We start from the raw sequence: 26,412 nt of genomic DNA, 5'->3' as shown, positions 1-26,412 counted from the left end.
AAAAAAGAGTAGCTAAGCCTACTCTTTTTCCTCTTTTAACATCTTTTCTATTCTTTTTACTCTTCTCTCTATCTCATTTAATTTAAATTCTAGAGAGTTTAATATCCAAAATTGAAAATGACTCGCTCTTTGAGATTCATAGAACATCCAAATAATCTTGAATATCCCCAATAATACTACTATCTCTAAGGTTAAAAACAGAGTAATTTTTTGTAAAACAACACCTAACATCAAAAGTATTCCTATCAATATTAAAAAGATAAAATTAACTATCTTATGTTGCTTATTATTCCTTCCTCCTATCTCACCTACAATGTTTCTTATTCTCTCTTTCTCTTTTTTAAACTCGTCTAATTCATGCCTCAAGTGTTCGTCTTTATCCATAAATACACCTCTTTGTACTTAATTTCTAAACTCCCCAATCTCTTGGATATCTAAATCCTGTTCCTATTCCTCTAGGAAATACCTTAGCTATTACAGGCATAACACGTTTATACTGCATTATCTTAGTTCTTCTAACTATTTTTTCAACAATTTCCAAAGGATAACCCTCTTGAACAATCTCATCTATGCTCTTTCTCTCCTCTACAAATCTGTATAGGATCTCATCAGCCATAAGATAAGAGTATCCCAACTCCTGTTCATCAGTTTGTCCTTCCCACAGATCTGCACTAGGTTTCTTATCTATCAATTCATTTGGAACTCCCATATGTCTCGATAACTCCCATACATGAGTTTTGTATAGATCTCCTATTGAATTTATTGCTGAAGCTGAATCTCCAAACTGTGTTCCATATCCTAAAAGTAGCTCTGTTTTATTTGAAGTTCCTAATACTAAAGCATTCTCTGCAGCTGAGTGATCAAAAAGTATTGACATTCTCTCTCTTGCCATTTTATTTCCTTTTCTAAGACTGTTCATCTCTGGGTTCATTTGAAAATATGCATCCACCATTGGAGTTATCTCTATCAATTTACTTTTTATTCCTGTTTTTTCAACTACAAGCTTTGCGTGTTCAACACTCTCTTTACTAGATGTCTTATATGGCATCATTATTCCCAAAACATTCTCTGGACCAAAAGCTTTTGCTGCTAAAAAAGCTACTAATGCTGAATCTATTCCTCCTGATAATCCTAAAACTACCTTCTTAAATCCAACTTTTGTTGCTTCTTCTCTTAAAAAATTAACAAGTATCTCTTCTAAAACTTCTAAATCTACACTTAGCTTTTCCATAAAATTCCTCCATACTACTTATCTAGACCGAATTTTCCAAGTCTACAGTTTCTATAATCTCTAAGTACAGTATAAGCTGCTTGTTGAATATTCAAGCTCTCACCTTTATTGAACATCTTTCCTCTAAGAGCTATTTTTTCTAATATTTCACCCATTATTGTACTCTTATCCTCATCTAAAAGCTTGTATCTATCTTTCAATGTATTCCACATCTCATACTTTATCATCTTAGAAATCAATATTCCTGCAATCTCCTCTATTGGAAGAATCTCATCTCTTATTGCTCCTGTAATAGCAAGGTTTTGTCCAACCTCTTCGCTTTCAAATTTTGGCCATAGTATTCCAGGCATATCTAAAAGTTCTAATCCCTCTTTTATTCTTACCCATTGTTTTCCTTTAGTAAATCCAGGTTTATTTCCTACACCAGTACTATTTTTTCCAACAATTCTATTGATAAGTCTAGATTTTCCAACATTTGGAATACCTACTACCATCAATCTAGTATTAACTTTTCTTAGACCTTTAGCCATCATCTTCTCTTTTTTTTCTGCTGATACCTTGTCTATTATTGAATATAGTGCCTTTACATTGAATCCTGTCTCAGCACTTATCTCTAACACTTCATCAGCAAAATTATTCTCTTTAAAGTATTTTTTCCAATAAGTTAACTCTTTCTTTTCCACTAAGTCAGCCTTATTTAAAACTATTACTCTCTTTTTATTCTTTGCAAAAACTGTTATATCTGGATTTTTACTTGATATTGGTATTCTCGCATCTACAACTTCTAAAACTATATCTATCAGTTGCATATTGTCCTTTATCAAATCCTTTGTCTTTTTCATATGTCCAGGATACCAGTTTATCTTTGTCATTGACATAATTTTTCTCCTTAACTACTTTTTTAATCTTCCAATCCCTTTACTAAAAGAACTATCTCCCCTTTGATTGGATTTTTAGATAATTTCTCAATAAGTTCAGTAGTAGTTCCTCTCAATATCTCTTCATAAATCTTAGTAATCTCTCTTATTATTACTACTTCTCTTACACCTATAAACTGCTCTATATCTCTCAATGTCTTCTCTATTCTAAATGGAGACTCATATATGACTATTGTTCTCTCCTCTTCAGCCAAAGATTTCAAAAGAGTTTGTCTTCCCTTTTTCTTTGGTAAAAATCCCTCAAAACAAAATCTTCTCATACTCAATCCAGCTACAGAAGCTGAAGCTGTAAGAGCACTTGCTCCAGGAATAGGAACAACTTTTAATCCCTCTTTGTGAGCTGCATCTACTAGCTCATATCCAGGATCCGATATGCAAGGAGTTCCTGCATCAGTTACTAGTGCAATATCTTTTCCCTCTTTTAAAAGGTTTATTATATTTGCTATCTGGTGCATTTTAGTGAACTCATCATATCTATATACAGTATTTTCAATTTCAAAATGGTTTAATAATTTCTTAGTAACTCTTGTATCTTCAGCAAAGATATAGTTTACCTCTTTTAAAATACGTATACCTCTTAGAGTCATATCTTCAAGGTTACCAATAGGTGTTGCCACTATATATAACATACTCTTCCTCTCCTATTTTCTTTCTAAAAGCATTCCTTTTAAGATTCCAACAGCTGTATCTAGTTGAATATCTTTATGCTTCTCAAACTCTTCAGCTTTCTTTTCTCCAATAACTTCTTTTATTATCTCTTTCTTATTTTCTTTTGATTCTTTTTCATCAATATTAGTTACCATTCCATCAAAAAGCATATAATCCTCTTTGTCTTCTACTTTTACATCTGGCTCTATTCCAATACCGTGAATACATACCCCACTAGGTGTATAGTACTTAGCTATTGTAAGTTTTATTCCATCTCCATCAGGTAAATTAACTAATGTCTGTACACTTCCCTTACCAAAAGTTTTTTCACCTATCAAAAGACCTCTCTTATTATCTTTAATCGCTCCTGCAACAATCTCAGAGGCTGAGGCACTTCCCTCGTTAATCAATATTACCAAAGGAAAATCTCCATAGTATTTTCCCTCTCTATTAGATATCTGCTCCTCACCATCTTTTGATTTTACACTTACTACTTTACCCGATTTTAAGAACATAGATGATATTTTTATTGCTTGATCTAAAGCTCCACCAGGATTGCTTCTAAGGTCAAATACTAGAGCTTTCATTCCTTTTTTTTGTAGCTCCTCCAATCCTTTTACAACATCTGGATATACATTCTCACCAAATTGAGTAAGTCTTAGATACCCTATCTTATTCTTCTCATCTAACATCTTATTTTTTACATATTTTAACTCTACAACTGCTCTAGTGATCTCTATCTCTTTAGGTTCTTTTAAACCTTCTCTCACCACAGTAACTTTTACCTTTGTATTCTCTTTTCCCTTTAACTTTTCAACAGCCTCTTCACTTGTAAGATTGTATGTAGATTTTCCATCTATTGCTATTATCTTATCCTTAGGCTTCATTCCAGCTTTATATCCTGGACTATCCTCAATAGGTGATACTACAACTAGAGGCTCATTAACTCTTTTTTGTACTACCATTCCTACACCGACATACTTTCCTTTTATATCCTCTTGGAAATTTTCTAGTTGCTCTTTTGTAAAGTAGTTAGAGTGTGGGTCTTCAAGAGAATCTACCATCCCTTTCAAAGCTCCTTGCATAAGAACTGTTCTATCTATTTTCTTATCTCCAACATAATTTTGATTGATAACATCCATAATATCTGATAACTCTTTTAACTGTCTGATGTTTGTTAAAAATCCAACTGACTCTTCACTATCTTTATTACTGTTCTCATTTGCAAAACAATTAGTAAAAATAAGTGCTGACATTAAAATTATCACCAACTTATTTTTTAACACACACTTCATATTGACCCTCCTAAATTTCTCCCCATTTTTACAACTTCATCTATATTTACACTTATCTCTTTTGCTGGATCTTTTCCAAATAGTGAAATATACTCTACATTTCCTTTAGTTCCTGTTATAGGTGAAAAGTCAAGTCCTTCTAAATAAAGTCCCTCTGCTCTCCCATACTCTATAATCTCTTTTATAACCTCTATATGCTTATCGTCGTTTTTTACTAGTCCACCTTTTTCTATATACTCTTTTTCAACCTCAAATTGTGGTTTTATCAAAGCCATCAACTTTGTTTCAGGTTTAAAAAATTTAACTAGATCTCCAATTATCTTTCTTATAGATATAAAAGATACATCCATAACTATATAATCTATCTCACTGTTGTCAATATCTTCAAGAGTTAAATCTTTAATATGCATATTTTCTATAGATTTTACTTGTAAATTATTTCTCAATTTCCAATCCAATTGATTTGTTCCAACATCCACTGAATATACAAATTCAGCTCCATTTTGTAAAGCACAATCAGTAAATCCACCTGTTGATGCTCCCACATCCAAAACTTTTTTTCCTAAAAAATCTAGAGAAAAAACTGATACAGCCTTCTCTAACTTCAGTCCACCACGACTCACATATTTTAAAGAATCTCCCTTTATTCTTATGTTCAATTCTTTATCTGATTTTATCATAGTTCCACTCTTGTCGATTTTTTTATCATCTACTATTACAAGTCCAGCCATAATTGCTCTTTGTGCCTTCTCCTTGTCCGGATAAAAACCTCTTTTTACAAGTAAAACATCTAATCTCTCTTTCATATTGCACCTCAGATTTTAAAGATCTCCTCATCTATCATATATGATAAAAGAGGACTTTCTAACATTATATTTTTAAATCCTTTTTTATCAACTATTCTTTTTAACTTCTCTGTCTCTCTTACTCTTTGAATAAAAAAGTTATCTCCAATTGGAATTTTTTTATTCTTTTTATAGTAGTTCAAAAGTTGTTTAGTAGTCTTTACCTTCAACTCCTGTTTAGCCCTCTTTAACCTATCCTTTATAACTCCTTGAGTACAGTTTAATCTCTCTGGAATATCATCTAATTGGACACCCTTAGCCATCAATTCCAAAATCTTATCTGCTCCAATAGGATTTATTCTATGATATTTAGCTGAATACATATCAGCTCTATGTACTATGTGAGCCTCTTTACTATTAGGTTGAATCTTTCCCCATTTACCATGATGAGAAAGAACTATATGGATTATATTCTTCTTTATATTATCCTTTAACTCCATACCTATCTTCTCTTCTATCTCTTTTAATACTTTTTCTGCCTCTTTTGTGATATACTCTGGTTTCTTTAGCATCATCTGAGAATGTGAGAATTTTTCTTCAGTTTTTCTTATACTTCCCTTACTTAAGTCATGTATTATAATTCCAACTGTTAGAGCAAAAAAATCAACTCTCTCTTTAGCCTCTAAATATGTTCTATAATCTCTTTTTAATTCATCTATTGAAATTTTTAAAACATCATATGTGTGAGTTGACACCTTTACTCCCTGATCATCAAAAAGCTCTAAATCTTGTACCATCTCTAGATTTAAAAGAGAGTTTATAAATTCTAATGCTTTTTTATTCTTTTCTTGCATCTATTTTTTCCTCAATTCTTCCTATTAAATTTTCGCCTCTTAACCCAAACTCTTCCAAAAGTCCATCTCTCTTACCGTGAGGTATAGCTCCATTTTCTATAGATATTTTTTTTATTATCTTACTTATATTCCTTTTGTTGTAAAATTCCATTATACTACTTCCAAAAGAATTTTTCTCATAGGCTTCTTCTAAAACAAATATATTCTCATATTTATTTACACAATCTAAAAGATACTCTTCATCCAAAGGTTTAAGTGTCGATGCATTTACTATTGTTCCCTCTATTCCTTTAGATTTTAATCTATCCTCTATACTTAAAATCTCTTTTACCATACTTCCAGTAGCTATAAAAAGATTTTCTTTTCCTTTTCTTATCTCATTCCATTTTCCCAATCTGAATCTATTCTCTTCAGCTATATTATACTCTATCTCTCTAGGTATTCTAATTACTAGTGGTCCCTCTTGAAACTCCTTAGAAAACTCCAGCATCTCCACTAACTCCTTGGATGTGGCAGGTGCCATTACAGTATAATTTGGAATTGTTAAAAATACTGAAAGATCATACAATCCATTGTGAGTCTTTCCGTCCTCTCCTACAATTCCAGCTCTATCAACTATAAATCTAACTGGTAACTTTTGTAAAGATATATCGTGTATCAGTTGACTATATCCCCTTTGTAAAAAAGTTGAATAGATAGCTACATAAGGTTTTTTACCCTGTGTTGCCAATCCACCAGCAAAGGTTACAGCATATCCTTCTGCTATTCCTGTATCTATAGCTTTCTCTGGAAACCTCTTAAAAAACTCTCCCAAGCCTGTTCCCTTAACCATACCAGAACAGATAGCAAATATATCCTTATCCTCTTCAGCTAATTTAACTATCTCCTCTCCAAATATACTTGAATATGTCTTCATACTTGAAGCTGTAGTTCCCGTTTCCATATTAAATGGAGATATTCCATGAAACTTCTCCTTGTCCTCTTCAGCATAAGAGTAACCCTTTCCCTTTTGAGTTTTAATATGAATAAATATTGGACCCTCCATATTTTTTATCTTGTTAAGAGTTGAAAGTAGTTCCTCCATATTATGCCCATCTAAGACACCAAAAAATTTAAATCCAAGGCTCTCTAACATACTCAAAGGTAGGAAAAAGTTTTTTACCGAAGACTCCATTCTTTCCAATGTATTAGAAACTCCATCAGCTATTTTTATCTTTTTTATAATCCCTTTGACATCATCTCTAAAGTTCATATACTTCTCACTTACCATAAATTTCCCAAAAAACCTTGAAAGTGAGCCAACATTTTTTCCTATTGACATCTCATTATCATTTAAAATAATAATAAGATTTTTCAGTTTATTTCCACCTATATTGTTAAGTGCTTCTAATGAGTGTCCATTTGATATTGATGCATCTCCTACTACCACAACTACTTTTTTCTCTGGAGATCCCATTGCTATCCCTGCTCCTGCTGAAAGAGCTGTCCCTGCATGTCCAGATATAAATGGATCTGTGTCACTCTCTTTAGGATCACTAAATGGTCCTATTCCACCTCTTTTTCTTAGAGTATGAAAGTCTTTATCTCTTCCAGTAAGTAATTTATGGACATATGACTGATGTCCAACATCAAATAGTAATCTATCTTTTGAAAAATCAAAAACTTTATGTAAGCATAGAGTCAGTTCAACTATCCCAAGGTTAGAAGATAGATGTCCACCATTTTTACTCACTGTTTCAATTAGAGTTTTTCTTATGCTTTCTGCCTTATTATTCATTTCTTCTATATTCATCTCTTGTATACTCTTCATCTATCCTACCCCTGTAAATACTTCATGAAAACCAAACCAACTACTATTCCTGAAATACACCCAATCAATACCTCAAATGGTGTATGTCCCAAAAGCTCCTTTAACTTTTCACTTTTCTCCAATCCAAAATATCTCTCATATCTTTTCTGTCCTAATATAAGAGGTATCTTTTCAACAAACTGATTTATTACTCCTGCTTGTTTTCCTGCTGCCCTTCTAATTCCTGTAGCATCATACATAACTATTCCTGACAATATTATTGAGATAGCAAATAAGTCGCTACTTGTTCCATAACGAATACCTATGCATGTTGTTAAACAAGAAACTGTAGAACTGTGGGAGCTGGGCATACCACCTGTCTCCCACATTCTTCTTATGTTCAGTCTTTTTTCTATAAAGATTGAACTAATCACCTTATAAAATTGTGCTATAAACCAAGCTACAAAAACTACATCTAGTACCCTATTGCCAAAAATTATCCCGGGACTCATACTTATATCCCCTTACTTATATATTTTTTAATTCTAAAGAAATTACTGGTTTTTCTTCATTTTCTCTAAATAAGATTATAGTTCTTCCAATTATTCCTACTACTTCAAACTCTTTACATTGAGATAATTGCTCCATTATCTCCCCTTTTTCCTCTTCACAATTTTGAAGTATCTTAACTTTTATAAGCTCTCTTGAATCAATAGCATCTAATATACTTTGAATTAGATTATCTGTTATACCATCTTTTCCTATTCTTACTAATGCATCTAAATCGTGTGCTCTCTTTCTTAAATATGCTCTTCTTTTACTTGTTAATTCCATCTTCTTCTCCTTTTCTCCTATACTTCCATTATAATTGGTAATATCATTGGGTTTCTTTTTGTCTTATTATAAAAATATTTTGCTGCTATATCTCTTGTTAAATTCTTTAATAGACCCCAGTCTTTTGAATAATAGTTCTGTGTATCGTCTATTTTTTCTTTTATACTCTCTATCGCCTCTTTAATTATATCATCTGACTCTTTTGAGTAAACAAATCCTCTTGTCACTATATCAGGACCTGCAACTATCTTTCCTGTTCTCTTATCTAAAGTGAAAACTATTACTACAACTCCATCTTGAGATAGTTGTTGTCTGTCTTTTAAAACAATATTTCCTATATCTCCGACACCTAAACCATCTACAAGAGTGCAACCTGCATTAACTTTTCCCTTTATCTTTGCACCTGATTTTGTCACTTCTATCTTACTACCATTTTGAGCTATTATGATATTATTCTTAGGTACTCCAGTCTCTATAGCTGTATCTTTATGAGCCTTTAGCATCTTATGTTCTCCGTGAACAGGCATAAAATACTTAGGTTTTATCAGATTCAACATCAATTTTTGCTCATCTTTACTTCCATGACCAGAAACATGTATTCCTGCTATCTTTTTAAATACAACCTGAGCATCATATTTTAATAAATTATTTATATTATTGGATACTGCTCTCTCATTTCCAGGTATTGGAGTAGCAGATATTATTACTGTATCTCCCTCTTTTATCTTTATATGTTTATGCATATTTTTAGCTATTCTTGAAAGAGCTGCCATTGGTTCTCCCTGTGTTCCAGTACAAAGTATTACAACTTTGTTATCCTTCAAGCTATCAACCTCTGACAATGGTACCATCATATCATTAGGAACATTTAAATAACCTAAACTACCTGCTATCTCAAAAACTTTAACCAAGCTTCTTCCATCTATGGCTATCTTTCTTCCATACTCCTGTGCAACATTTACTATCTGTTGTAATCTATGTACGTGTGAAGCAAAAGCTGCCACTATTATTCTTCCTTTAGCTTTTGAAAACTCCACTTTAAATGCCTCTCCAACACTTCTTTCTGATGGTGTAAATCCATCTACCTCAGAGTTTGTTGAGTCTGAAAGCATTAGATCTACTCCTTGCTCTCCTATTTGAGATAATCTAGCAAAATCTACTCCCTCTCCATCTACTGGAGTTAGATCTATCTTAAAATCTCCTGTATGGAATACTGTTCCAGCTGGAGTTGTTACAAAAATAGAATAAGCATCTGTTATTGAGTGAGTTATTTTTATAAATTCTACAGTAAAGTATTTTCCTACTTTTATCTTACTTCTTCCCTTTACCTCTTTCATCTTAGGGATATCTTTTCCAAAACCATTTTCAAATTTTGATTTAGCTAGTGCAAGAGTTAATTTTCCTCCAAACATTGGAACACTCTTATCAATTTTTTGGTAAAGATATGGAATTGATCCTATATGATCCTCATGTCCATGTGTAATAAATAATCCCTTTATCTTATCTTTATTGTTTTCTAAAAAGCTAAAATCTGGGATAACTAGATCTATTCCTAGCAAGTTATCATCTGGAAATATAACTCCAGAATCAATTATTATAATCTCATCTCTATATTGGATTACAGTACTATTTTTTCCTACCTCTTCCAATCCACCTAGAGGAATAACATACATTTTCTCCTCTTTTGCACTCTTAATCTCTTTTGTATCACTTACTACTACTTTATCTAAATCTTTTACCTCTTTAGTTACTTTTTTAGGCTTTTCACCCTTTAGCTCTTTTATTCCAGCTTTAATAGCCTTTATTTTTTCTTTTATACCATCTACTCCACTAGTATTTTCTAGCTTTAATTTTTTTTCAAGTCTTCTTTTCTTCTCTTGATTAATACTGCCTTTTTCTGTCCTTAACATTTTCTCTCCTTTTTCCTTATTTTACCTCCACCATTACAAATTTAATTCTTAATTTCACTCTCTTTTTCTTCTCTTTCTCTATTTTTTATCTCTAGGTATTTATCAATAAATTTTCTCGTCATTCCTCCAGCAACAGCACCACCACCACCAGCACCTTCTAGTATAGTAGCAAAAACTATTTCAGGATTATCAGCTGGAAAATATCCAGCTACCCAAGCGTGTGTTATTTTAGAGTGAGCATTCTGAGCTGATCCACTCTTTGCTGCAACCTGCATTCCTGGTGTTCTTAAGACTTTGGTTGTTCCGTTGTCTTGAGATACAGTTGCCACTAAGGCATCATTTAATACATTATAATATGACTTTGGATATGTCTTTATCTTTTGTTCATGTAATTCTACAGGATAGATATTTCCCTTTGAATCTTGAAACTCCTTAACTAAGTGTGGAGTATAAACCTCTCCTCGATTAGCTATTGCTGCGTATACATTTGCTATTTGTAATGGTGTTACTAAAAGATATCCTTGTCCTATTGATAATAGTATAGTATCCCCTTTAAACCAACTACTTCCTATCATCTTTTTCTTCCAAGCTACATCTGGAAGTAAGCCTCTCTTCTCTCCTGGAATATCAATTCCTGTTCTCTTTCCCAAACCAAAAGAGGAAGCTGTGTCTATTATAGGTTTATGACCTATCATATCTGCATTTTTGTAATAGTATGGATTGGCTGATTCTACTATTGATTTTTTCATATCAGTATAACCATGTCCCCCAGCTTTCCAAGCTCTCCACTTCCATTTTCCTATTTGATAATACCCAGTTTTATCATAATATGTATCCTTAGGATCAACCCCATTCTCTAAAAAAGCTACAGCTGAAACTACTTTAAATACTGAGCCAGGTGGGTACTCCCCAGCTATAGCCTTATTTGAAAGTGGTTTTCTAGGATCATTTATAATCTTATTCCATTCATCATATGAAATCTGTGAGCTAAAAGTATTTAATGAGTAAGTCGGATAACTTACCAAGGTTAATATCTCTCCATTTTTAGGATTAATAGCTACAAAAGCTCCTGCTCTACCATCTTTTTTGAACTGTTGCTCCATATACTCTTGTAACTCCATATCTAAAGTGATATACATGTCCTCACCAGGTACAGGCATTTTCTTTCTTTCGACTTTTCTCTGTAATTTATTCAAAGCATTTACTTCAATATATTCAAAGCCATCTTCACCCTGCAGTTTTCTGTCATATTCACTCTCTAATCCATCTTTTCCTATGACATCTCTTGGACTATACCCCTCATCTTTTAGCTTTTCATACTCTTTTTCTGATATTTTTTTTACATATCCTATGCTATGTGCTGCCACAGAATCAAATAAATATCTTCTTTTTGAATATACTTGTACTTGTAAATATGGATAATCCATTAATTTTTCCATAATCTTATGGGCAACATCTGGATTTAAATCCTCTATTATTACATTCTCTCTAGTATATGGAAATATCTCTCCATATCTTATTCTCTTAGTTATAAACTCCTCTGGATACCCTGTTAAAGTGCTTATCTCCTTTACAACTTCTGGATTTTGCTTTCTCTCATAGAGATAAACCAATCTATAACCAGATCCATTAGTTACTATCAATCTCCCCTTAGAATCATAAATTTTTCCTCTAGGAGCATCTATTTTCTTTATCTTAAATCTATTTTTTTCCGAAAGATATGAGTATTCATCACCCCTTAGGACTTGAAGATACAACATTCTCATTCCTATAAGTATAAATACCAACAGCATAAAACCTTTTACAATTATATTTCTTGAGCTGCTGTCTTCCCCAAGTTTTATTCCAATATTCCTTCTTTTTATTTTCTTCATCTCTATTATCCTTTAATACTCTTATCTTTTCTTTTGGAAATACAAATATAAACATAGTTCAATACTACAAAACCTATGATATTAGCCACTACATATGTAGCTTTTAAATTTCTATAGGATAATATCGCATAGATAACTCCCTGTATTAAAGAAAAAATTAAAATATTACTCTTACTATATGATAAATGTAAAAACAAAAAATCTAACAGATAATAACTACAGATAAAAACTGTCATTATTATGAAAAAATCATTTGTTTGTAGTGATAAAATAAAAGCCATTATACCTATTATTAAGATATTTTTTTCTCTCTTTGCTCCTATTAAATAAACTAAAAAACTTAGAGCAACAACTAAAAAATTAGCATTAAAAGGCAAACTAACCTCTAAGAACACGCCTAAAATAGATAATACATATAACATATAACTTCCTACTTTACAATTATATTGATTTTATTTTTTAAATCTGACTTCTCAATTAAATTATCTATATTCAATACTTTAGAAATTTTATAAGCTATGAAATAATCCTCTGGTGCATACTCAATTATTGAGCTTTCTGCCTTACTCTTATCAGTTCCGCTCTTTATATTTTTATATCCATCTTTCTTTAAATTTTCCACAGCAGATTTAATCTTACTATCATTATCTCCTGTTACATCTATTGAAAAATCTATATTTTTCTCTTTTCCCAATACTATAACAATGTTAGCTAGTGTTGGTACACTAGGTACTTGTTGAATTTTTAAGTATTTTTCATTTATCTGCATAACTATCTCTTGAGCTTTATCTACAGATATATCATTAAGTATAATATAACTCTCATCTAAGCTATTTTCATAGTTAGCTGCATTATACTTAACTCCCAATTTCTCTTTTAATCTCTCTCCAGTCTTTCTAGCATAACCATTAATATCATTTCCGTTTAAAACATCTACTATTATATTTTCATTTACCTCGTTTTTATTTTTAGCGTTATTATACAATGAGTCAAACATTGAATACATACTTGAAGTAACTATGTATCTCTTATTATCTATAATTGTTTCAGGTATATTTTTTGAATTTCTAACATTTAATTTTACCTGTCCATAACTTACTCTCATATAGTTATTTAGTGAAACTGGTAATATTTTATTTACTACTTTCAATACCTCTTCTTCATTCTTATTATTTACCAACTCTCTAATTGTCTGTTCCTTATCTATGTTTATATCAAAAGGGATCTTTACTGCTAATCTATCTTGATAAACAGCTATTAAATTATCTTTTCCAATTATCAGATAACTACTATTCTTATCCAACTCTGGATTTTTTCTCAATGAATTAGCAAATAAAAAAACTACTAATGCTACTATTATAAATAATACTGTCAATATTGATCTCATTCTTCTATTCATCTGCTACTAACAACTCCTTCTCTAACGAGGTAATTTTTACTTCTATTATCTCATTTAATAATTTTTTGTCGCCTTTTACTTTAACCCTTAAATAGTTTTCACTATATCCATATAGGTATCCATCTATCTCCTCTTCAATAAGGATTTTTAAAGATTTTCCTATATACTTTTCCCTACTCTCTACTGCCATACTATTTCTTAACTCTTCTAGTCTATCTGCTCTCTCTTTTTTTATCTTTGGTTCCACTTTATTTTTTAAGGTATTTGCCAAAGTCTTCTCTCTGTCAGAGTATTGGAAAATATGGAGTCCTGAAAACTTAATCTTATCAATAACTCTATACGAGTTTAAAAACATCTCTTCAGTTTCTCCAGGGAATCCCACAATTATATCTGCTGTGTACTCCATATCCTTTACTCTTTCTTTCAATTTTAAAAGTCTACTCTCTATTAGATCACTTCCATAGTTTCTCTTCATAGCCTTTAAAACAGTATCATCACAAGATTGTAAAGAGATATGTAGATGTGGCATAAGATTCTCATACTTAAACATCTCTATAAATCTATCTGATATTTTATCAGGATAAACTGATCCTATTCTCACTCTCTTTAAATTTTCAATCTTTAAAATCTTTTCTAATAGATCTTCAAAGTTTATATCTTCCTCTAAATCTTCACCGTAGGCTCCTAAGTTGATACCTATCAAAATTACCTCTTTGAACCCTTCTACTACTAACTTTTCAATCTCTTTTAAGATATTCTCTTTCTTTCTTGATCTACTTCTTCCTCTTGCAAATGGAATTTTACAGTAAGAGCAAAAATTATTACATCCATCTTGTATCTTTACATATGCTCTTGACATCTCTCTTAAAGTTGCAAACTCATATTCAGTGTATTCATACTCATCAAAAATATTATCGTTTTTTAATCTATCCATACTTCTGTTTTCTATATCTTCTATAAAATTGACAATACCTTTTTTGTACTTATTACCAATAACATAATCTATATCTTCCATTTCTAACAGCTCTTTACTATTAGTTTGTGCATAACAACCTGTCACTATAACTTTTCCTTCTGGATTTACTTTTTTGGCTCTTCTTAACATATTTCTTGTCTTTCTATCTGCCACACTTGTTACAGTACAAGAGTTTACAACATAGATATCTGCCTTCTCGTCAAAAGATGTCTCTGTGTATCCCTTTTGTATTAATTGATTTTTTATACTTTCAGTCTCATACTGATTTACTTTACAACCTAAAGTATAAAAAGCCACTTTTTTATTGAAACTCATTTACTAAAACTCCTCCTACTACAATAGAAGCTGTCTCTGCTCTTAAGATCCTTTTTCCCAATGTTACTATATTAGCACCTTTTGATTTTAAATATTCAATCTCCTCTATATCAAAACCTCCTTCGGGTCCTACTATATAAAGTACACTTTCTATCTCACTCTCCTGTTTTATCAAAAGATTTTTTAAAGTATACTCCTCCTCACACTCATAGGGAACTATTACTAAATCATAATCAGACAACTTCAATTTATCTATTTTTGTTATCTCATCAATAATTAAAGGCTTCACTGCTTGACACTGTTTCAAAGCCTCTTTCACAATCAAATCCCATTTATCTTTTTTTTCCGCCACTTTAGCTACACCTCTTTTTGTTGCTAGAGGTATTATCTTGTGTATTCCTATCTCTGTAAGTTTTTGAATAGTTAGATCCATCTTATCATTTTTTAAAATTCCAATAGCTGCATCTATCTTTACTTTAGTAGAGAAGCTATCCTCTCTAATCTCATCTATTGATAAAGTTACAGACTTTTTATCTATCTCTATAACTCTACATAGATACTCCTTTTCTCCATCTACAGCTCTGACTCTCTCTTCTAATTTTACTCTAAAAACATTTTTTAAGTGATTAACATCACCACGATCATCTATTACTATCTTATTTTCAAAAATATTCTCTCCTGATATTATAACACTTATCACAGAATTCTCCTATATCATATCTTTATTTTTTATAAACTCATCTAAAGTTGTTTCCTCTAATATCTTAGTCATTGCATTATCTAATTTTCCCCATATGCAACTTCCAGAACAAGTTCCCTCACCACATACAGCTTTATGCTCTTCACTCTCGTTACAATCTATAACTTTTTCCTCTTCGTCCAAAATTTTATACAGTTGGTGTAGAGTTATCTCTTTAGGCTCCTTTGCAAGTCTATATCCACCATTTGGTCCTCTTTTTCCTTCGATAATATTCTCATTTTTCAACTTAAATAAAATCTGCTCTAAATACTGTACAGATATATGTTGTTCATCAGATATCTCTTTTATTCTTACTAATTTATTCTCACTACTCTTATCAGCAATATAAACTAAAGCCTTCAATCCATATCTCACTCTTGTACTTATCTTCATTTCTCACTCCTGCTCCTTCACTTTTTTAAAATGTTCATAAGCTTTTTCCGTTACAACTCTTCCTCGATTAGTTCTCTTTATATAACCTATCTTCACTAAAAAAGGCTCGTATACCTCTTCTAAAGTTCTTCTATCCTCTCCTAAAAGCAGAGAAAGTGTCTCTATCCCTACAGGTCCTCCACCATAATTATCTATTATAGCATCTATTATATCTCTATCTAGATCATCTAATCCTACTGAGTCTATTCCTAAAATGTCTAAAGCTTTCATTGAGATCTCTTTATTTATAATTCCATTACCTCTTATCTCACAATAATCCCTAACTCTCTTTAAGAGTCTATTGGCTATTCTTGGAGTTCCTCTACTTCTACTTGCAAGTTCCAAAGCTCCCTCTTTTTCAACTTTAACTCCTAAGATTTTTCCACCACGCAGTATTATTTGAGCCAACTCTTCCTCTGTATAATACTCCATTCTATGAGTAACCCCGAATCTATCTCTCAATGGAGAACTCAAGAGTCCAGCTCTAGTTGTTGCACCTATCAATGTAAAATTTGGCAATTCAATTCTTATTGAACGTGCTGAAGGTCCCTTACCAATTATTATATCCAGCTCTCCATCCTCCATTGCAGGATACAGTATCTCCTCTACTGTGTTATTCAATCTATGTATCTCGTCAATAAACAGAATATCATTCTCCTCTAAGGATGTCAAAATAGCTGCTAAATCTCCAGCTCTTTCCAAGACAGGTCCTGAAGTTATCTTCAAGTTTGCTCCCATCTCATTGGCTATAACTCCTGCTAAAGTTGTTTTCCCTAATCCTGGTGGTCCATATAATAATATATGATCTACAGAACTTCCTCTTCTTTTAGCTGCTTCTATATATATTGACATCTTATCTTTTAATGACTCTTGCCCTATATACTCTTTAAAACTCTTTGGTCTTAAACTCTTCTGTACCTCTATTTCATTTTCTAATTCTTGATCAGTAATTACTCTATCCACCTATTTTTTCTCCTCACATAAACATTCCAATTATAAATTGAACAAATCCTATCAATGCTCCCAAAATTGCTCCTATAACCTCTATATGTTTAAACTCCTTTTCAGCTAAACCATAGGTTACCTCTTCTAACTTTTCCAATGAGAAAGCATCAATGTTTTTTACTATTATTCCTTTAAAATCAACATTTTCTTCAACATAACTAGAAAAAGTAGCAAGTATTAACTCCTTGTTATCTAAGATAGATTCTTTTATCATCTCTTTTATCTTTTCTAACATATCATTGGATAAAAACATTGCTAACATTGGAAACCTTTTTGATATCTCACTTTGAAGTTTTTCTTCTAGTATTTTATCCACCATAAGACTAAGTTTTTCATCTAAATTACTACTATCTAGTGATTTTAAAATCTCTTGTAGTGATACTAACTCAGTTTGAATAACATCAGCTATACTCTCTCCTATTTGATGTTTTCTTTTAGGTAACAATCCCTGTATCTTAAACAGCCCAAAATTTATCTCTTTATATGGTCTAAAAAGCATCTTTATTGCTACATAGTTAGTAATCCAACCTATTCCAGCTCCTATCCCCACTATTAGCACTAATTTTATCAATATCTCTATGTTCAATTCTCTCTCCCTCTCTTAAAAATCTCTATAAAATTTCGACTATTTTTTTTACTATTCCAGTAAACTATTTTATCATAAATTTGAGTTTTTTTCAATTATATTATCCTTTTGAAATTAATTCTAGTTCTCATTTTTTCTCTATTTTAATACGTAAAAAGAGGAAAAAAATTATTACATTGAACGGTAAAAACTCTTTGAACTGTAACAATATTTTCCTCTTATTTTTTAAATCTCACTATTTAAAATTTAATTGCTCTTTAGAACTATTTTTGCTCAGATATAACTTTGTTTATTTCAGCTATTACAGCATCTGCATCTAATCCGTGAGCTGCAATTCCCTCTCCTAAAGTCTCTCCAGCTGCGATCATACAACCTACACATCCAAGACCATATCTTGCGAATACTTCTCTTATAACAGGATAGTTTTGAACAGCTACTAAAATATTTGTATCTTTTGTTACCATAATTATCACTCCTATTGATTTTTAAAATTATACACTACTATTATAATAAAATTTACTTGTTATGTCAACTTTTATTATAATTATCTTCCTACAACATTTAACAGGTCGTGTACTCTTACCATTCCAACAAGTTTATTGTCATCTATAACTGGTAATACAGTTATCTGACTAGGTCTATTTTCCATTAATTCTAAGGCATCTATCGCCATACTTTTAGAATCTGTTTTAGTAAAGTTTCTTGTCATTATATCTTTGGCTCTAAATGTAAAGAACTCTCCCTCTTTTGTCAAAGCTCTTCTTATATCCCCCTCAGTTATAATACCTACCATAAGATCTCCGTTCATAACACATACAGCACCTAAACTTTTCTCTGTCATAGTTAGAATAACATCTTTTATTGGACTCTCTTTATCACAGAATGGAAGCTCATTACCTTTTTTCATTATATCTTCAACCCTCATAAGAAGTCTTTTTCCCAAACTTCCTCCTGGATGATATACAGCAAAATTTTCTGGTTTAAAATCTCTTCTTTTTATCAGAATTGCTGCCAAGGCATCTCCCATAACTAAAGTACTTGTAGTTGATGACATTGGAGCTAAATTTAGAGGACAAGCCTCCTTACTAACTCCTATATTCAATACATAGTCAGCTGCTCTTCCCAATCTTGAATTTCTATTTCCTGTCATAGCTACTACCTTTGCTCCTATTTTTTGAATAGAGGGTAGCAACGAAACTATCTCATCACTATTTCCGCTATTCGAGATTGCCAATACAACATCATCTGAACCTATCATTCCTAAATCTCCATGTAACCCTTCAGCTGAATTCATAAATATTGCTGATGTTCCTGTTGAAGCTAATGTTGCTGCTATTTTCTTTCCAATCAATCCTGATTTTCCTATTCCTGTTACCACTACTTTTCCATTTGAATTTAGTATTAACTCTGTAACCTTTGTAATATCGCTATTTAAAGCACTTTTTACCCTTTGTAGCTCCTCTATCTCTGCATCAAATACACTTCTTGCATAGTCAACCTCATTAAACTCCATAGCTCTCCCCTTATCTTCCTTTTACTAAATCATCTATCTTTATTGCTACTTTTAATATTTCTTCTAAATCATCTAAAAATAACATATTTGGTCCGTCAGATTTTGCTTCATTTGGATTTGGATGAACCTCTGCAAATATAGCATCTACTCCTATTGCTAATCCAGCTCTCATAAGTGGGAATACATACTCTCTATCCCCTGAAGTCGCTGTCCCTAATCCTCCTGGTCTCTGTACTGCGTGAGTTACGTCAAATACTACTGGATAACCAAATTTTCTCATCTCCATAAAAGATCTCATATCCACTACCATATTGTTATATCCAAAAGTACTTCCTCTTTCACAAAGTAAAATATTTTCGTTATTACTCTCTTCCATCTTTGTAACTACATTCTTCATATCCCAAGGAGCTAAGAATTGACCTTTTTTAATATTTACTGGTAATCCTGTTTCAGCTGCTGCTAAAAGTAGATCTGTCTGTCTACATAAAAATGCTGGAATTTGTAGTATATCTACAACTTCAGCTGCTTTTTTACACTGCCAAGTTTCATGTACATCAGTTATAACAGGTAGATCATACTTCTCTTTTACCTTTTTCAATATCTCCAGTCCTTTTTCCAAACCAGGTCCTCTAAATGAGTGTATTGATGATCTGTTAGCCTTGTCAAAAGAAGCTTTAAAAATATACTGTATTCCCAGTCTATCACAGATCTCCTTTATCTTTCCAGCCACTTCCATCACTAGTTCTTCTGATTCTATTACACAAGGACCAGCTATTAGAGTAAATCTTTTATTTCCACCTATCTCTATATTCTTTCCAACTTTTACTACCTTTACCTTATCTACCATTCCCCTTATCCTCCTATTTTTTTCTTTACAATCTCTCTTCTTGCTATCTCTCTATCATCAAAGTGTATCTTTTTTCTTCCTAAAATTTGATAAGTCTCATGCCCTTTACCAGCTATTAAGATAATATCATTTTTTTGAGCTATTTTTATAGCTTCTACAATAGCACACTCTCTATCCTCTTTTACTATATAGTTATTTCCGTCCATTCCTTTCAACACATCTTCAATTATCTTATGTGGATCTTCAGTTCTTGGATTATCAGATGTCAATATAGCAATATCACTAAGATCTTGTGCTATTTTTCCCATTATTGGTCTCTTGGTAGAATCTCTATCTCCACCACAACCAAAAACAGTTATCACTCTTCCCTTTTTTAACTCATTGATACTGTTTAAAATATTCTCAAGTGCATCACCAGTATGAGCATAATCTACTACAACAATGTAGTCTTGTCCACAGTTAACAAGCTCAAATCTTCCAGGTGCCCCCTTCAAGCTCTCCAATCTTTTTAAGATACTTTTTACATCTACACCCAATTTTAAAGCTATACCTATAACTCCCAAAACATTGTATAGATTGTATCTTCCTAAAATAGCTAACTTAATCTCATAACTCTCTTTTCCTATTTTCAATCTTACCAATTGACCATCACTATGAAACTCTAGGATCTCACCCATCAAGTCTGCTTCTCTATTCAAAGAGTAAGAGTATCCTCCAAACTCCTCATACAATCTCTCTCCATAAGGATCATCTATATTGATAGCTGTACTATCCTTACACTTTGTCATTGTAAAAAGTTTTCTCTTAGCTTCAAAATAGTTTTGCATATTTTTGTGATAATCTAAGTGATCTAAAGTTAAATTTGTAAATGATGCAACATCAAACTTTAGCATATCCACTCTTCCTAAAGAAAGAGCATGAGAGCTAACCTCCATAACTAAGTATTCTAAACCTTTATCTACAGCTTTTTTACACATTTTAACTATATCTAATGACTCTGGTGTAGTATTTGGAGCCTCTATTATCTCATCTCCAATTTTATACTCAACTGTCCCTATTCTTGCAACTCTATCCTCTCCTAAGATAGATTCCAATAGGTAAGTTGATGTTGTCTTTCCATTTGTACCTGTAATTCCTATTATTTTCAATCTATTTTGTGGGTAGTTATAAAAATTTGAAGCTATTATCCCTAAGTTTTTTCTTAAATCTTTAACAAGTATATAATCTATCGGAAACTCTAATTCTACCTCTTTAGAAACAATAACAGCCTTTGCTCCATTTTCTACTGCTTGTTTTATATATTTATGTCCATCTACTATAGCCCCTTCCAAAGCTATAAAAATATCACCTTTTTTTATCTTTCTTGAATCATATTCAATTCCAGTATACTCTGATCCTTCTGATGATTTTTGAAGTATTCTATACTCTACTCCCTGCAGTAAATTTTCCATAACTCCTCCATATTACTTGATAAATTCGATATTTATAGTATGCATTCTCTCTCGATAATCATTGACACCTTTATCTAAAGTATTTTGTAATTTAGAGTACTCTTTATTCAATTTTTTTATCTCATTCCAATCAGGTTTCTCTTTTCTCATCTCCATCTGAGTTTCCATTCTTATGGCGTTTATCTTTTTCTTTATCACATTGAACTCCTCTAAAAACTCAGCCCTCATTCTTGTTACTTCATCTCTCTGTTGGGTAGTTAAATTTTGAATAAAAATAATCCCCGTTTCATCACAAAATCTCTCATTCCCTAAAATATTTAGTTTAGATACAGTAAATAACAATATACATATGCCTAAATATTTCATAATAGTCCTCCACATTCATTTTCTTCATTATATTAAATTAGTGTGGCATCCTTGTGACGTATTTTTTTAACGCTACTATACACTTTTTATCTGCCAATCTATCTCTTTTTTCCCTATATTTCTTAAGATTTCATTTATCTTTTTAAAGTGATCACATCCAAAAAATCCTCTACTTGCTGAGAGTGGACTAGGATGTGGTCCCTCTAATATAAAATGTTGTTTATTTGTTATATAACTCTTTTTCTTTCTAGCATTATTTCCCCATAGCACAAATATTACTGGGTCTTCCCTGTCATTTAGGTGTTTTATCACATTGTCAGTAAATATCTCCCAGCCCATACCAGAGTGTGAGTTCGCCTCTCCTGCTCTAACAGTTAATGCTGTATTTAAAAGAAGCACTCCCTGCTCAGTCCAAGGAATTAGATACCCGTTATTAGGTATCTCCAATCCCAATTCAGCTTTTAATTCCTTATACATATTTAATAGTGAAGGTGGTATTTTTACCCCTGGATTTACAGAAAATGCAAGCCCATGTGCTTGATTAGGTCCATGATAGGGATCTTGTCCCAAGATCAATACTTTGGTTTCCTTATAACTTGTTAATTTTAAAGCTGAGAATATATTCTCCATCTTTGGATATATAACTCTAGTTTTATACTCTTCTATTAGAAATTTTCTTAATTTTTTATAATACTCTTTTTCAAACTCATCTTTTAAAATTTCATCCCAATCATTACCAAAAGTTACCATAACTCCTCCTGATCTCTTCTATTTTGCTATTACCATACAATTTGGAAATCTCTTTCTTATTCCACAGTTTGAACACTTAGTCCTACACTCTGGAGTTAAAGCCACCTCTTCAGCTTTTTTCAATTCCTTCTTTAAAAACTCCTTATCTACACTTATATCAACTATATCCCAAGGAAGTTCTCTCTCCATATCTCTAGGTTTTAAATACTCATTCTCCTCCATACCCAACTCTTCTATAGCATTTTTCCAGATATTAAAATTATCTTTATAATCATCTAATTTCGCTCCATTTTTCCAAGCAAGTTCTATTAAGTCAGATATTTTTTCATCACCTCTAGATAGGAATCCCTCTAAGTATGATTTTTTCATATCATGTATTTTTAAATTGCAACTTTTCTGCCCTCTAAATAGATCTCTTAACATAGTGTGTTTTCTCTTCATCTCTTCAAAGTTCATCTGCTCTGCCCATTGGAATGGTGTATGAGGTTTTGGTACAAAGTTTGAAACACTAACTGTAACATTTAATCTCTTATTTATTGGTCTACACTTATCCACAACTTTTTTAGCTAAATCATATATCGCTTTTACATCTTCATCAGTTTCAAATGGAAGTCCTATCATAAAATAGAATTTTAATGTCTCCCAACCACCTCTAACTGCAGCTTCTGCTGTTTCTAATACATCTTCTTCATTTACACCTTTATTTATAATATCTCTCATTCTTTGTGATCCAGCTTCTGGTGCAAATGTAAATCCTGTTCTTTTACCACCACTGATATCTTCAGCTACCTCTACAGAATGTGTATTCATTCTAAGTGAAGGTAGAGATATACCTAAGTTTCTATGATCATATCTATCTTTTATAATTTTAATCAAATTATCAATTTTACTATAATCACTACTACTTAGTGAAGAGAGTGATACCTCTCCATAACCAGTATTTTTTATCATTCTCTCTATCAATTCAACATTTTTGTCTAAACTTCTCTCTCTAACAGGTCTGTAAACAATTCCAGCCTGACAGAATCTACACCCTCTAGAACATCCTCTCTGTATCTCTACAGTTGCTCTATCATGTACTATATTTATATATGGTACTATCTGATCTTCATAGTACTCTACATCATCTAAATTACTTACAATTGATCTCTTAATCTTTTTATCTCTCTTATGTATTGAAGGAACATAAACTCCATCAAAGTCCTTTATAAGTTCTAGCTTTTCAACCTTGCTCCTGTCTTTATTTTCAACTAAGATCTTAGCAATCTTAGTCATTACCTCTTCTCCATCTCCAATAACTATAAAGTCTAAGAATTTTTCCATAGGAATAGGGTTTACCATACAAGTACCACCTGCCATTATCAACGGATACTCCTCTCCTCTATCCTCTCTTCTCAAAGGTATTCCTGCTAAGTCTAAAGCATTCAATACATTTGGATAACACATCTCATAAGAGAGTGAAAATCCAACTACATCAAACTCTTTTAAAGGTGTCTTACTCTCTAATGAGAACATTGGAACACCGTTCTCTCTCATAATCTTTTCCATATCTTCCATAGGTGAAAACCCTCTCTCTAATGAGAATCCTTCCACTCTATTTAAAATACTATACAGTATTCTTATTCCTAAGTTTGACATTCCTACTTCATATATATCTGGGAAAAACAGACACATTCTAGCATCAAACTTCTCCTTGTGAATACTATTGATCTCATTCCCCAGATACTGTCCCGGTTTCTCTACTTTTAATAAATATTTATCTAAATCTACTCTCATTACATCTCCTTAATCTACTCATCATCTAACTTTTGAAATCTTTTTAAATATATATCCTTTGAACTAGAGTGATGTTCTCTTGCCAATTTTGCTAACTCCATATCTATATTTTTTAATTTTTCATAAGAGATTTCGCTATGATTCTCTAAACTCTTCTCTCCAATCAAAACTTTCTTTACCCTTCTGTATAAAGAAGCATTATACTTTCCACAGTCGTGCAATAGAGCTAATTTTTGATACAACCTCTTATCACCTAAAAGCTCATCATCTTTTACCAATCTGTACAATCTAAAGGAGTGTATCCTATCATATCTACTCATATTTTTAAATATCTCATACTCCTCTGGTGTTAAGACTCTTTTTATCTCATTGTTCCATTCCTCTTTATATCTTCCAAATATAAATAACAATCCCTGCCTTATTCTAGCTATCATATCTCTCTCACAACTATAGTTCCATAAGTTTTCTTAAGAGCTTTGATATTTTTTCCATTTTTACCTATTAACTCTCCCTTTTTACTCTTTAGGGTATAAAATATATAGATACTTCTGTCAGCATTACTCTCTATCTTTTCAACACTCTCTATCTTTAGATCACTGATCTCTTCAAAGATATTTCTCTTTAATTCATCTTCTAATATAATCTTACTAAGAGTAAGATATTTTCCTTCTATTGCCTCTTTTTTTCCTGTTAAAATATAGCCTGACATCATTCTAACCTGTTTTGGCATAAAAGAGTTTCCAGAAAAGTATAGTTTTCCATCTCTATAATTTATCTCTACCTGTCTAATATGCTCCTTTAACTCCAAGCCTTTCTTATCAGTAAACTCGCTTACATCATATTTTCCAGAAAGCTTTTTACATAAATTTTCTATCTCTTCAAGAGTATTTTTTACTCTCTTTCTAGGATACTCGTAGATATACTCTCTTCTTTTTATACATTCAGGAAAAACTAGATTTGGAAGTGTTTTCTTTATCATTGTAACTTTTAAATCACCATTGGATAACTCATTAAATCTATCCTGTAACTCCCTCTTGTCTCCACTGTAATTACTACTTACATAGAGGATATTTTCTGTAGCACTCACCTCAGCATCTGTTCTTCCAGCTTGCTGTACTCCCTTTGCCCAGCTAAATCCTACCTTCTCCATCACTTCTCTAAAGTAACCCTTTACACTTCTCTTTCCTGCCATCTCATCAAATGATTGAAACTTTGTTCCACTATATTTTACATAGAACATGTAACCAAACTTCTCTGTTTTTTCAATTGATCTTATATCCATTCTATCCCCACACTTGACTAACTAATTTTCCATCATTATAAGTTGTAGTTACGTCTACTTCTCCGTTTTCACGATATTTTACCCAAACACCATCTTTTTTCCAATTCTTATATTTTCCCTCTTCTAAAATCTGTCCATTCTCCCAAAAATACTTCCATATTCCTGTTCCCTTACTTAAGTCACTCTTATACAATATCTTTCCATCTCTGGCAAAAGATTCCAAACTGATAACCTTATCATTTTTATAAACTACAATTGATTTTAACTTTCCATCTTCATAATAAGCTCTCTGCTCTCCTTCAACCTTATTATCCTTATAACTCTCTTCCAGTACCACAGTACCACTGTCTGAATACCATATCTTAGGACCTTCTAATACTCCATCTACATATGACTCTGTATACTCTACTATATCCCCTAAAAATAGAGCAAGTTTACCTGTATAGGCAGTTTTTTCATCTCCAGCATATATTTTTCCATCATTTCCAACTCTTTTTACAGATAGATCTTCTATTCTAACTTTATCCTTTACATCTTCTATTTTTTTTACTTCTGGCTCTTTTTTCTCCTCTACTCTTACCTCTTCTTTTTTTATAGCAGATTTATTCTCTAATGGAACCATCTCTTTAAATTCAGATCCAAACAGTAGCATTGAAACAACAACATTTAATATGATTACAATTCCTCTTTTCACTCTCTTCTCCTTTTTAAAAATATATACTATTTATTATACTATTTTTTTTATGAAATTTTAATATATATTTTACTTATTTAAGTGAAATCTCAATTTTATACACAATTTTTTTACTCTTCCAAA

The 26,412-nt window shown here is 31.8% G+C and carries 29 protein-coding genes; all 29 read right to left on the bottom strand.

Features of this window, described 5'->3' with window-relative positions; all coding sequences use genetic code 11:
• Window positions 1-18 precede the first annotated feature (18 nt).
• The gene (locus ABNK64_RS02760; RefSeq protein ID WP_291255745.1) at window positions 19-384 is read right to left on the bottom strand and encodes a hypothetical protein; all 366 of its coding nucleotides are present in this window, start codon (window positions 382-384) and stop codon (window positions 19-21) included.
• A gap of 25 nt (window positions 385-409) precedes the next feature.
• Window positions 410-1,231 carry an NAD+ synthase gene (locus tag ABNK64_RS02755; RefSeq protein WP_349763387.1) on the bottom strand — a complete coding sequence of 274 codons (822 nt, stop codon included), beginning with the start codon at window positions 1,229-1,231 and terminating at the stop codon, window positions 410-412.
• A gap of 14 nt (window positions 1,232-1,245) precedes the next feature.
• Window positions 1,246-2,109 carry a ribosome biogenesis GTPase YlqF gene (gene ylqF, locus ABNK64_RS02750; protein ID WP_349763386.1) on the bottom strand — a complete coding sequence of 288 codons (864 nt, stop codon included), beginning with the start codon at window positions 2,107-2,109 and terminating at the stop codon, window positions 1,246-1,248.
• Between the two features lie 23 nt (window positions 2,110-2,132).
• A complete protein-coding gene (gene rsmI, locus ABNK64_RS02745) occupies window positions 2,133-2,798 on the bottom strand; it encodes a 16S rRNA (cytidine(1402)-2'-O)-methyltransferase (RefSeq protein ID WP_291255742.1) in 666 nt (221 codons plus the stop codon).
• Window positions 2,799-2,810: 12 nt separating this feature from the next.
• Entirely contained in the window at window positions 2,811-4,112 is a 1,302-nt protein-coding gene (locus ABNK64_RS02740) for a S41 family peptidase (RefSeq protein WP_291255741.1), read from the bottom strand.
• Window positions 4,109-4,918 carry a TlyA family RNA methyltransferase gene (locus tag ABNK64_RS02735; protein WP_349763385.1) on the bottom strand — a complete coding sequence of 270 codons (810 nt, stop codon included), beginning with the start codon at window positions 4,916-4,918 and terminating at the stop codon, window positions 4,109-4,111. Before ABNK64_RS02735 ends, ABNK64_RS02740 begins: the two co-directional genes overlap by 4 nt.
• Window positions 4,919-4,926: 8 nt before the next feature.
• Window positions 4,927-5,751, bottom strand: a complete 825-nt coding sequence (locus ABNK64_RS02730; protein ID WP_291255739.1) for an HD domain-containing protein — start codon at window positions 5,749-5,751, stop codon at window positions 4,927-4,929.
• The gene (gene dxs / locus ABNK64_RS02725) at window positions 5,735-7,561 is read right to left on the bottom strand and encodes a 1-deoxy-D-xylulose-5-phosphate synthase (protein WP_349763384.1); all 1,827 of its coding nucleotides are present in this window, start codon (window positions 7,559-7,561) and stop codon (window positions 5,735-5,737) included. Before dxs ends, ABNK64_RS02730 begins: the two co-directional genes overlap by 17 nt.
• A 5-nt stretch (window positions 7,562-7,566) precedes the next feature.
• Window positions 7,567-8,052 carry a divergent PAP2 family protein gene (locus ABNK64_RS02720; RefSeq protein ID WP_291255737.1) on the bottom strand — a complete coding sequence of 162 codons (486 nt, stop codon included), beginning with the start codon at window positions 8,050-8,052 and terminating at the stop codon, window positions 7,567-7,569.
• 16 nt (window positions 8,053-8,068) lie between these two features.
• The gene (gene yhbY / locus ABNK64_RS02715; RefSeq protein WP_349763383.1) at window positions 8,069-8,374 is read right to left on the bottom strand and encodes a ribosome assembly RNA-binding protein YhbY; all 306 of its coding nucleotides are present in this window, start codon (window positions 8,372-8,374) and stop codon (window positions 8,069-8,071) included.
• Between the two features lie 17 nt (window positions 8,375-8,391).
• Window positions 8,392-10,284 carry a ribonuclease J gene (locus tag ABNK64_RS02710; RefSeq protein WP_349763382.1) on the bottom strand — a complete coding sequence of 631 codons (1,893 nt, stop codon included), beginning with the start codon at window positions 10,282-10,284 and terminating at the stop codon, window positions 8,392-8,394.
• A gap of 41 nt (window positions 10,285-10,325) precedes the next feature.
• Window positions 10,326-12,158, bottom strand: coding sequence for a penicillin-binding protein 2 (gene mrdA, locus ABNK64_RS02705; protein WP_349763381.1), 1,833 nt, complete (start codon window positions 12,156-12,158; stop codon window positions 10,326-10,328).
• A 5-nt stretch (window positions 12,159-12,163) separates the two neighbouring features.
• Window positions 12,164-12,580, bottom strand: coding sequence for a hypothetical protein (locus ABNK64_RS02700; RefSeq protein WP_349763380.1), 417 nt, complete (start codon window positions 12,578-12,580; stop codon window positions 12,164-12,166).
• 8 nt (window positions 12,581-12,588) lie between these two features.
• Window positions 12,589-13,557, bottom strand: a complete 969-nt coding sequence (locus ABNK64_RS02695; protein ID WP_291255732.1) for a LytR C-terminal domain-containing protein — start codon at window positions 13,555-13,557, stop codon at window positions 12,589-12,591.
• The gene (gene mtaB, locus ABNK64_RS02690; protein WP_349763379.1) at window positions 13,550-14,848 is read right to left on the bottom strand and encodes a tRNA (N(6)-L-threonylcarbamoyladenosine(37)-C(2))-methylthiotransferase MtaB; all 1,299 of its coding nucleotides are present in this window, start codon (window positions 14,846-14,848) and stop codon (window positions 13,550-13,552) included. The genes ABNK64_RS02695 and mtaB overlap by 8 nt, the downstream gene beginning before the upstream one ends.
• Complete coding sequence (locus tag ABNK64_RS02685; RefSeq protein WP_349763378.1) at window positions 14,835-15,548, bottom strand: RsmE family RNA methyltransferase; 714 nt, start codon at window positions 15,546-15,548, stop codon at window positions 14,835-14,837. The genes mtaB and ABNK64_RS02685 overlap by 14 nt, the downstream gene beginning before the upstream one ends.
• Window positions 15,549-15,557: 9 nt before the next feature.
• Complete coding sequence (locus tag ABNK64_RS02680; RefSeq protein ID WP_291255729.1) at window positions 15,558-15,980, bottom strand: RrF2 family transcriptional regulator; 423 nt, start codon at window positions 15,978-15,980, stop codon at window positions 15,558-15,560.
• 3 nt (window positions 15,981-15,983) lie between these two features.
• Window positions 15,984-16,982 (bottom strand): Holliday junction branch migration DNA helicase RuvB, encoded by a 999-nt coding sequence (gene ruvB, locus ABNK64_RS02675; protein ID WP_291255728.1) that lies wholly within the window; start codon window positions 16,980-16,982, stop codon window positions 15,984-15,986.
• A gap of 13 nt (window positions 16,983-16,995) precedes the next feature.
• Window positions 16,996-17,610 (bottom strand): DUF445 domain-containing protein, encoded by a 615-nt coding sequence (locus ABNK64_RS02670; RefSeq protein WP_291255727.1) that lies wholly within the window; start codon window positions 17,608-17,610, stop codon window positions 16,996-16,998.
• Between the two features lie 263 nt (window positions 17,611-17,873).
• Window positions 17,874-18,074, bottom strand: coding sequence for a DUF1858 domain-containing protein (locus tag ABNK64_RS02665; protein WP_291258900.1), 201 nt, complete (start codon window positions 18,072-18,074; stop codon window positions 17,874-17,876).
• An 80-nt stretch (window positions 18,075-18,154) separates the two neighbouring features.
• Window positions 18,155-19,123 (bottom strand): KpsF/GutQ family sugar-phosphate isomerase, encoded by a 969-nt coding sequence (locus tag ABNK64_RS02660; protein WP_291255725.1) that lies wholly within the window; start codon window positions 19,121-19,123, stop codon window positions 18,155-18,157.
• A 10-nt stretch (window positions 19,124-19,133) separates the two neighbouring features.
• A complete protein-coding gene (gene kdsA, locus ABNK64_RS02655; RefSeq protein ID WP_291255724.1) occupies window positions 19,134-19,970 on the bottom strand; it encodes a 3-deoxy-8-phosphooctulonate synthase in 837 nt (278 codons plus the stop codon).
• A 5-nt stretch (window positions 19,971-19,975) separates the two neighbouring features.
• Window positions 19,976-21,421 (bottom strand): UDP-N-acetylmuramoyl-L-alanyl-D-glutamate--2,6-diaminopimelate ligase, encoded by a 1,446-nt coding sequence (locus ABNK64_RS02650; protein ID WP_349763377.1) that lies wholly within the window; start codon window positions 21,419-21,421, stop codon window positions 19,976-19,978.
• Between the two features lie 12 nt (window positions 21,422-21,433).
• Window positions 21,434-21,787 carry a hypothetical protein gene (locus ABNK64_RS02645; protein WP_300342906.1) on the bottom strand — a complete coding sequence of 118 codons (354 nt, stop codon included), beginning with the start codon at window positions 21,785-21,787 and terminating at the stop codon, window positions 21,434-21,436.
• Between the two features lie 75 nt (window positions 21,788-21,862).
• A complete protein-coding gene (locus ABNK64_RS02640) occupies window positions 21,863-22,537 on the bottom strand; it encodes a uracil-DNA glycosylase (RefSeq protein WP_349763376.1) in 675 nt (224 codons plus the stop codon).
• A gap of 18 nt (window positions 22,538-22,555) precedes the next feature.
• Complete coding sequence (locus ABNK64_RS02635; RefSeq protein ID WP_300342902.1) at window positions 22,556-24,313, bottom strand: TIGR03960 family B12-binding radical SAM protein; 1,758 nt, start codon at window positions 24,311-24,313, stop codon at window positions 22,556-22,558.
• A gap of 14 nt (window positions 24,314-24,327) precedes the next feature.
• Complete coding sequence (locus ABNK64_RS02630) at window positions 24,328-24,747, bottom strand: HD domain-containing protein (protein ID WP_349763375.1); 420 nt, start codon at window positions 24,745-24,747, stop codon at window positions 24,328-24,330.
• Entirely contained in the window at window positions 24,744-25,595 is an 852-nt protein-coding gene (locus ABNK64_RS02625; RefSeq protein WP_349763374.1) for a KH domain-containing protein, read from the bottom strand. The genes ABNK64_RS02630 and ABNK64_RS02625 overlap by 4 nt, the downstream gene beginning before the upstream one ends.
• A gap of 1 nt (window position 25,596) precedes the next feature.
• Window positions 25,597-26,289, bottom strand: coding sequence for a toxin-antitoxin system YwqK family antitoxin (locus ABNK64_RS02620; RefSeq protein WP_349763373.1), 693 nt, complete (start codon window positions 26,287-26,289; stop codon window positions 25,597-25,599).
• Between the last annotated feature and the right edge of the window lie 123 nt (window positions 26,290-26,412).

The organism is Fusobacterium sp. SYSU M8D902, from assembly GCF_040199715.1.
Lineage (GTDB): Bacteria > Fusobacteriota > Fusobacteriia > Fusobacteriales > Fusobacteriaceae > Fusobacterium_A.
This window is presented reverse-complemented; position numbering and strand designations above follow the sequence as displayed.

Excerpts from the sequence above, each read along its gene's own strand:
- mtaB (WP_349763379.1), bottom strand. The coding sequence starts at position 14,848 with ATGAGTTTCAATAAAAAAGTGGCTTTTTATACTTTAGGTTGTAAAGTA.
- ABNK64_RS02630 (WP_349763375.1), bottom strand. The coding sequence starts at position 24,747 with ATGATAGCTAGAATAAGGCAGGGATTGTTATTTATATTTGGAAGATAT.
- ABNK64_RS02755 (WP_349763387.1), bottom strand. The coding sequence starts at position 1,231 with ATGGAAAAGCTAAGTGTAGATTTAGAAGTTTTAGAAGAGATACTTGTT.
- rsmI (WP_291255742.1), bottom strand. The coding sequence starts at position 2,798 with ATGTTATATATAGTGGCAACACCTATTGGTAACCTTGAAGATATGACT.
- mrdA (WP_349763381.1), bottom strand. The coding sequence starts at position 12,158 with ATGAAGAAAATAAAAAGAAGGAATATTGGAATAAAACTTGGGGAAGAC.
- ABNK64_RS02635 (WP_300342902.1), bottom strand. The coding sequence starts at position 24,313 with ATGAGAGTAGATTTAGATAAATATTTATTAAAAGTAGAGAAACCGGGA.
- ABNK64_RS02625 (WP_349763374.1), bottom strand. The coding sequence starts at position 25,595 with ATGGATATAAGATCAATTGAAAAAACAGAGAAGTTTGGTTACATGTTC.
- ABNK64_RS02695 (WP_291255732.1), bottom strand. The coding sequence starts at position 13,557 with ATGAATAGAAGAATGAGATCAATATTGACAGTATTATTTATAATAGTA.
- ABNK64_RS02680 (WP_291255729.1), bottom strand. The coding sequence starts at position 15,980 with ATGAAGATAAGTACAAGAGTGAGATATGGATTGAAGGCTTTAGTTTAT.
- ABNK64_RS02640 (WP_349763376.1), bottom strand. The coding sequence starts at position 22,537 with ATGGTAACTTTTGGTAATGATTGGGATGAAATTTTAAAAGATGAGTTT.
- ABNK64_RS02660 (WP_291255725.1), bottom strand. The coding sequence starts at position 19,123 with ATGGAGTTTAATGAGGTTGACTATGCAAGAAGTGTATTTGATGCAGAG.
- kdsA (WP_291255724.1), bottom strand. The coding sequence starts at position 19,970 with ATGGTAGATAAGGTAAAGGTAGTAAAAGTTGGAAAGAATATAGAGATA.
- ABNK64_RS02760 (WP_291255745.1), bottom strand. The coding sequence starts at position 384 with ATGGATAAAGACGAACACTTGAGGCATGAATTAGACGAGTTTAAAAAA.
- ABNK64_RS02735 (WP_349763385.1), bottom strand. The coding sequence starts at position 4,918 with ATGAAAGAGAGATTAGATGTTTTACTTGTAAAAAGAGGTTTTTATCCG.
- ABNK64_RS02645 (WP_300342906.1), bottom strand. The coding sequence starts at position 21,787 with ATGAAATATTTAGGCATATGTATATTGTTATTTACTGTATCTAAACTA.
- ABNK64_RS02740 (WP_291255741.1), bottom strand. The coding sequence starts at position 4,112 with ATGAAGTGTGTGTTAAAAAATAAGTTGGTGATAATTTTAATGTCAGCA.
- ABNK64_RS02650 (WP_349763377.1), bottom strand. The coding sequence starts at position 21,421 with ATGGAAAATTTACTGCAGGGAGTAGAGTATAGAATACTTCAAAAATCA.
- dxs (WP_349763384.1), bottom strand. The coding sequence starts at position 7,561 with ATGAAGAGTATACAAGAGATGAATATAGAAGAAATGAATAATAAGGCA.
- ABNK64_RS02665 (WP_291258900.1), bottom strand. The coding sequence starts at position 18,074 with ATGGTAACAAAAGATACAAATATTTTAGTAGCTGTTCAAAACTATCCT.
- ABNK64_RS02720 (WP_291255737.1), bottom strand. The coding sequence starts at position 8,052 with ATGAGTCCCGGGATAATTTTTGGCAATAGGGTACTAGATGTAGTTTTT.
- ABNK64_RS02700 (WP_349763380.1), bottom strand. The coding sequence starts at position 12,580 with ATGTTATATGTATTATCTATTTTAGGCGTGTTCTTAGAGGTTAGTTTG.
- ylqF (WP_349763386.1), bottom strand. The coding sequence starts at position 2,109 with ATGTCAATGACAAAGATAAACTGGTATCCTGGACATATGAAAAAGACA.
- yhbY (WP_349763383.1), bottom strand. The coding sequence starts at position 8,374 with ATGGAATTAACAAGTAAAAGAAGAGCATATTTAAGAAAGAGAGCACAC.
- ABNK64_RS02730 (WP_291255739.1), bottom strand. The coding sequence starts at position 5,751 with ATGCAAGAAAAGAATAAAAAAGCATTAGAATTTATAAACTCTCTTTTA.
- ABNK64_RS02710 (WP_349763382.1), bottom strand. The coding sequence starts at position 10,284 with ATGTTAAGGACAGAAAAAGGCAGTATTAATCAAGAGAAGAAAAGAAGA.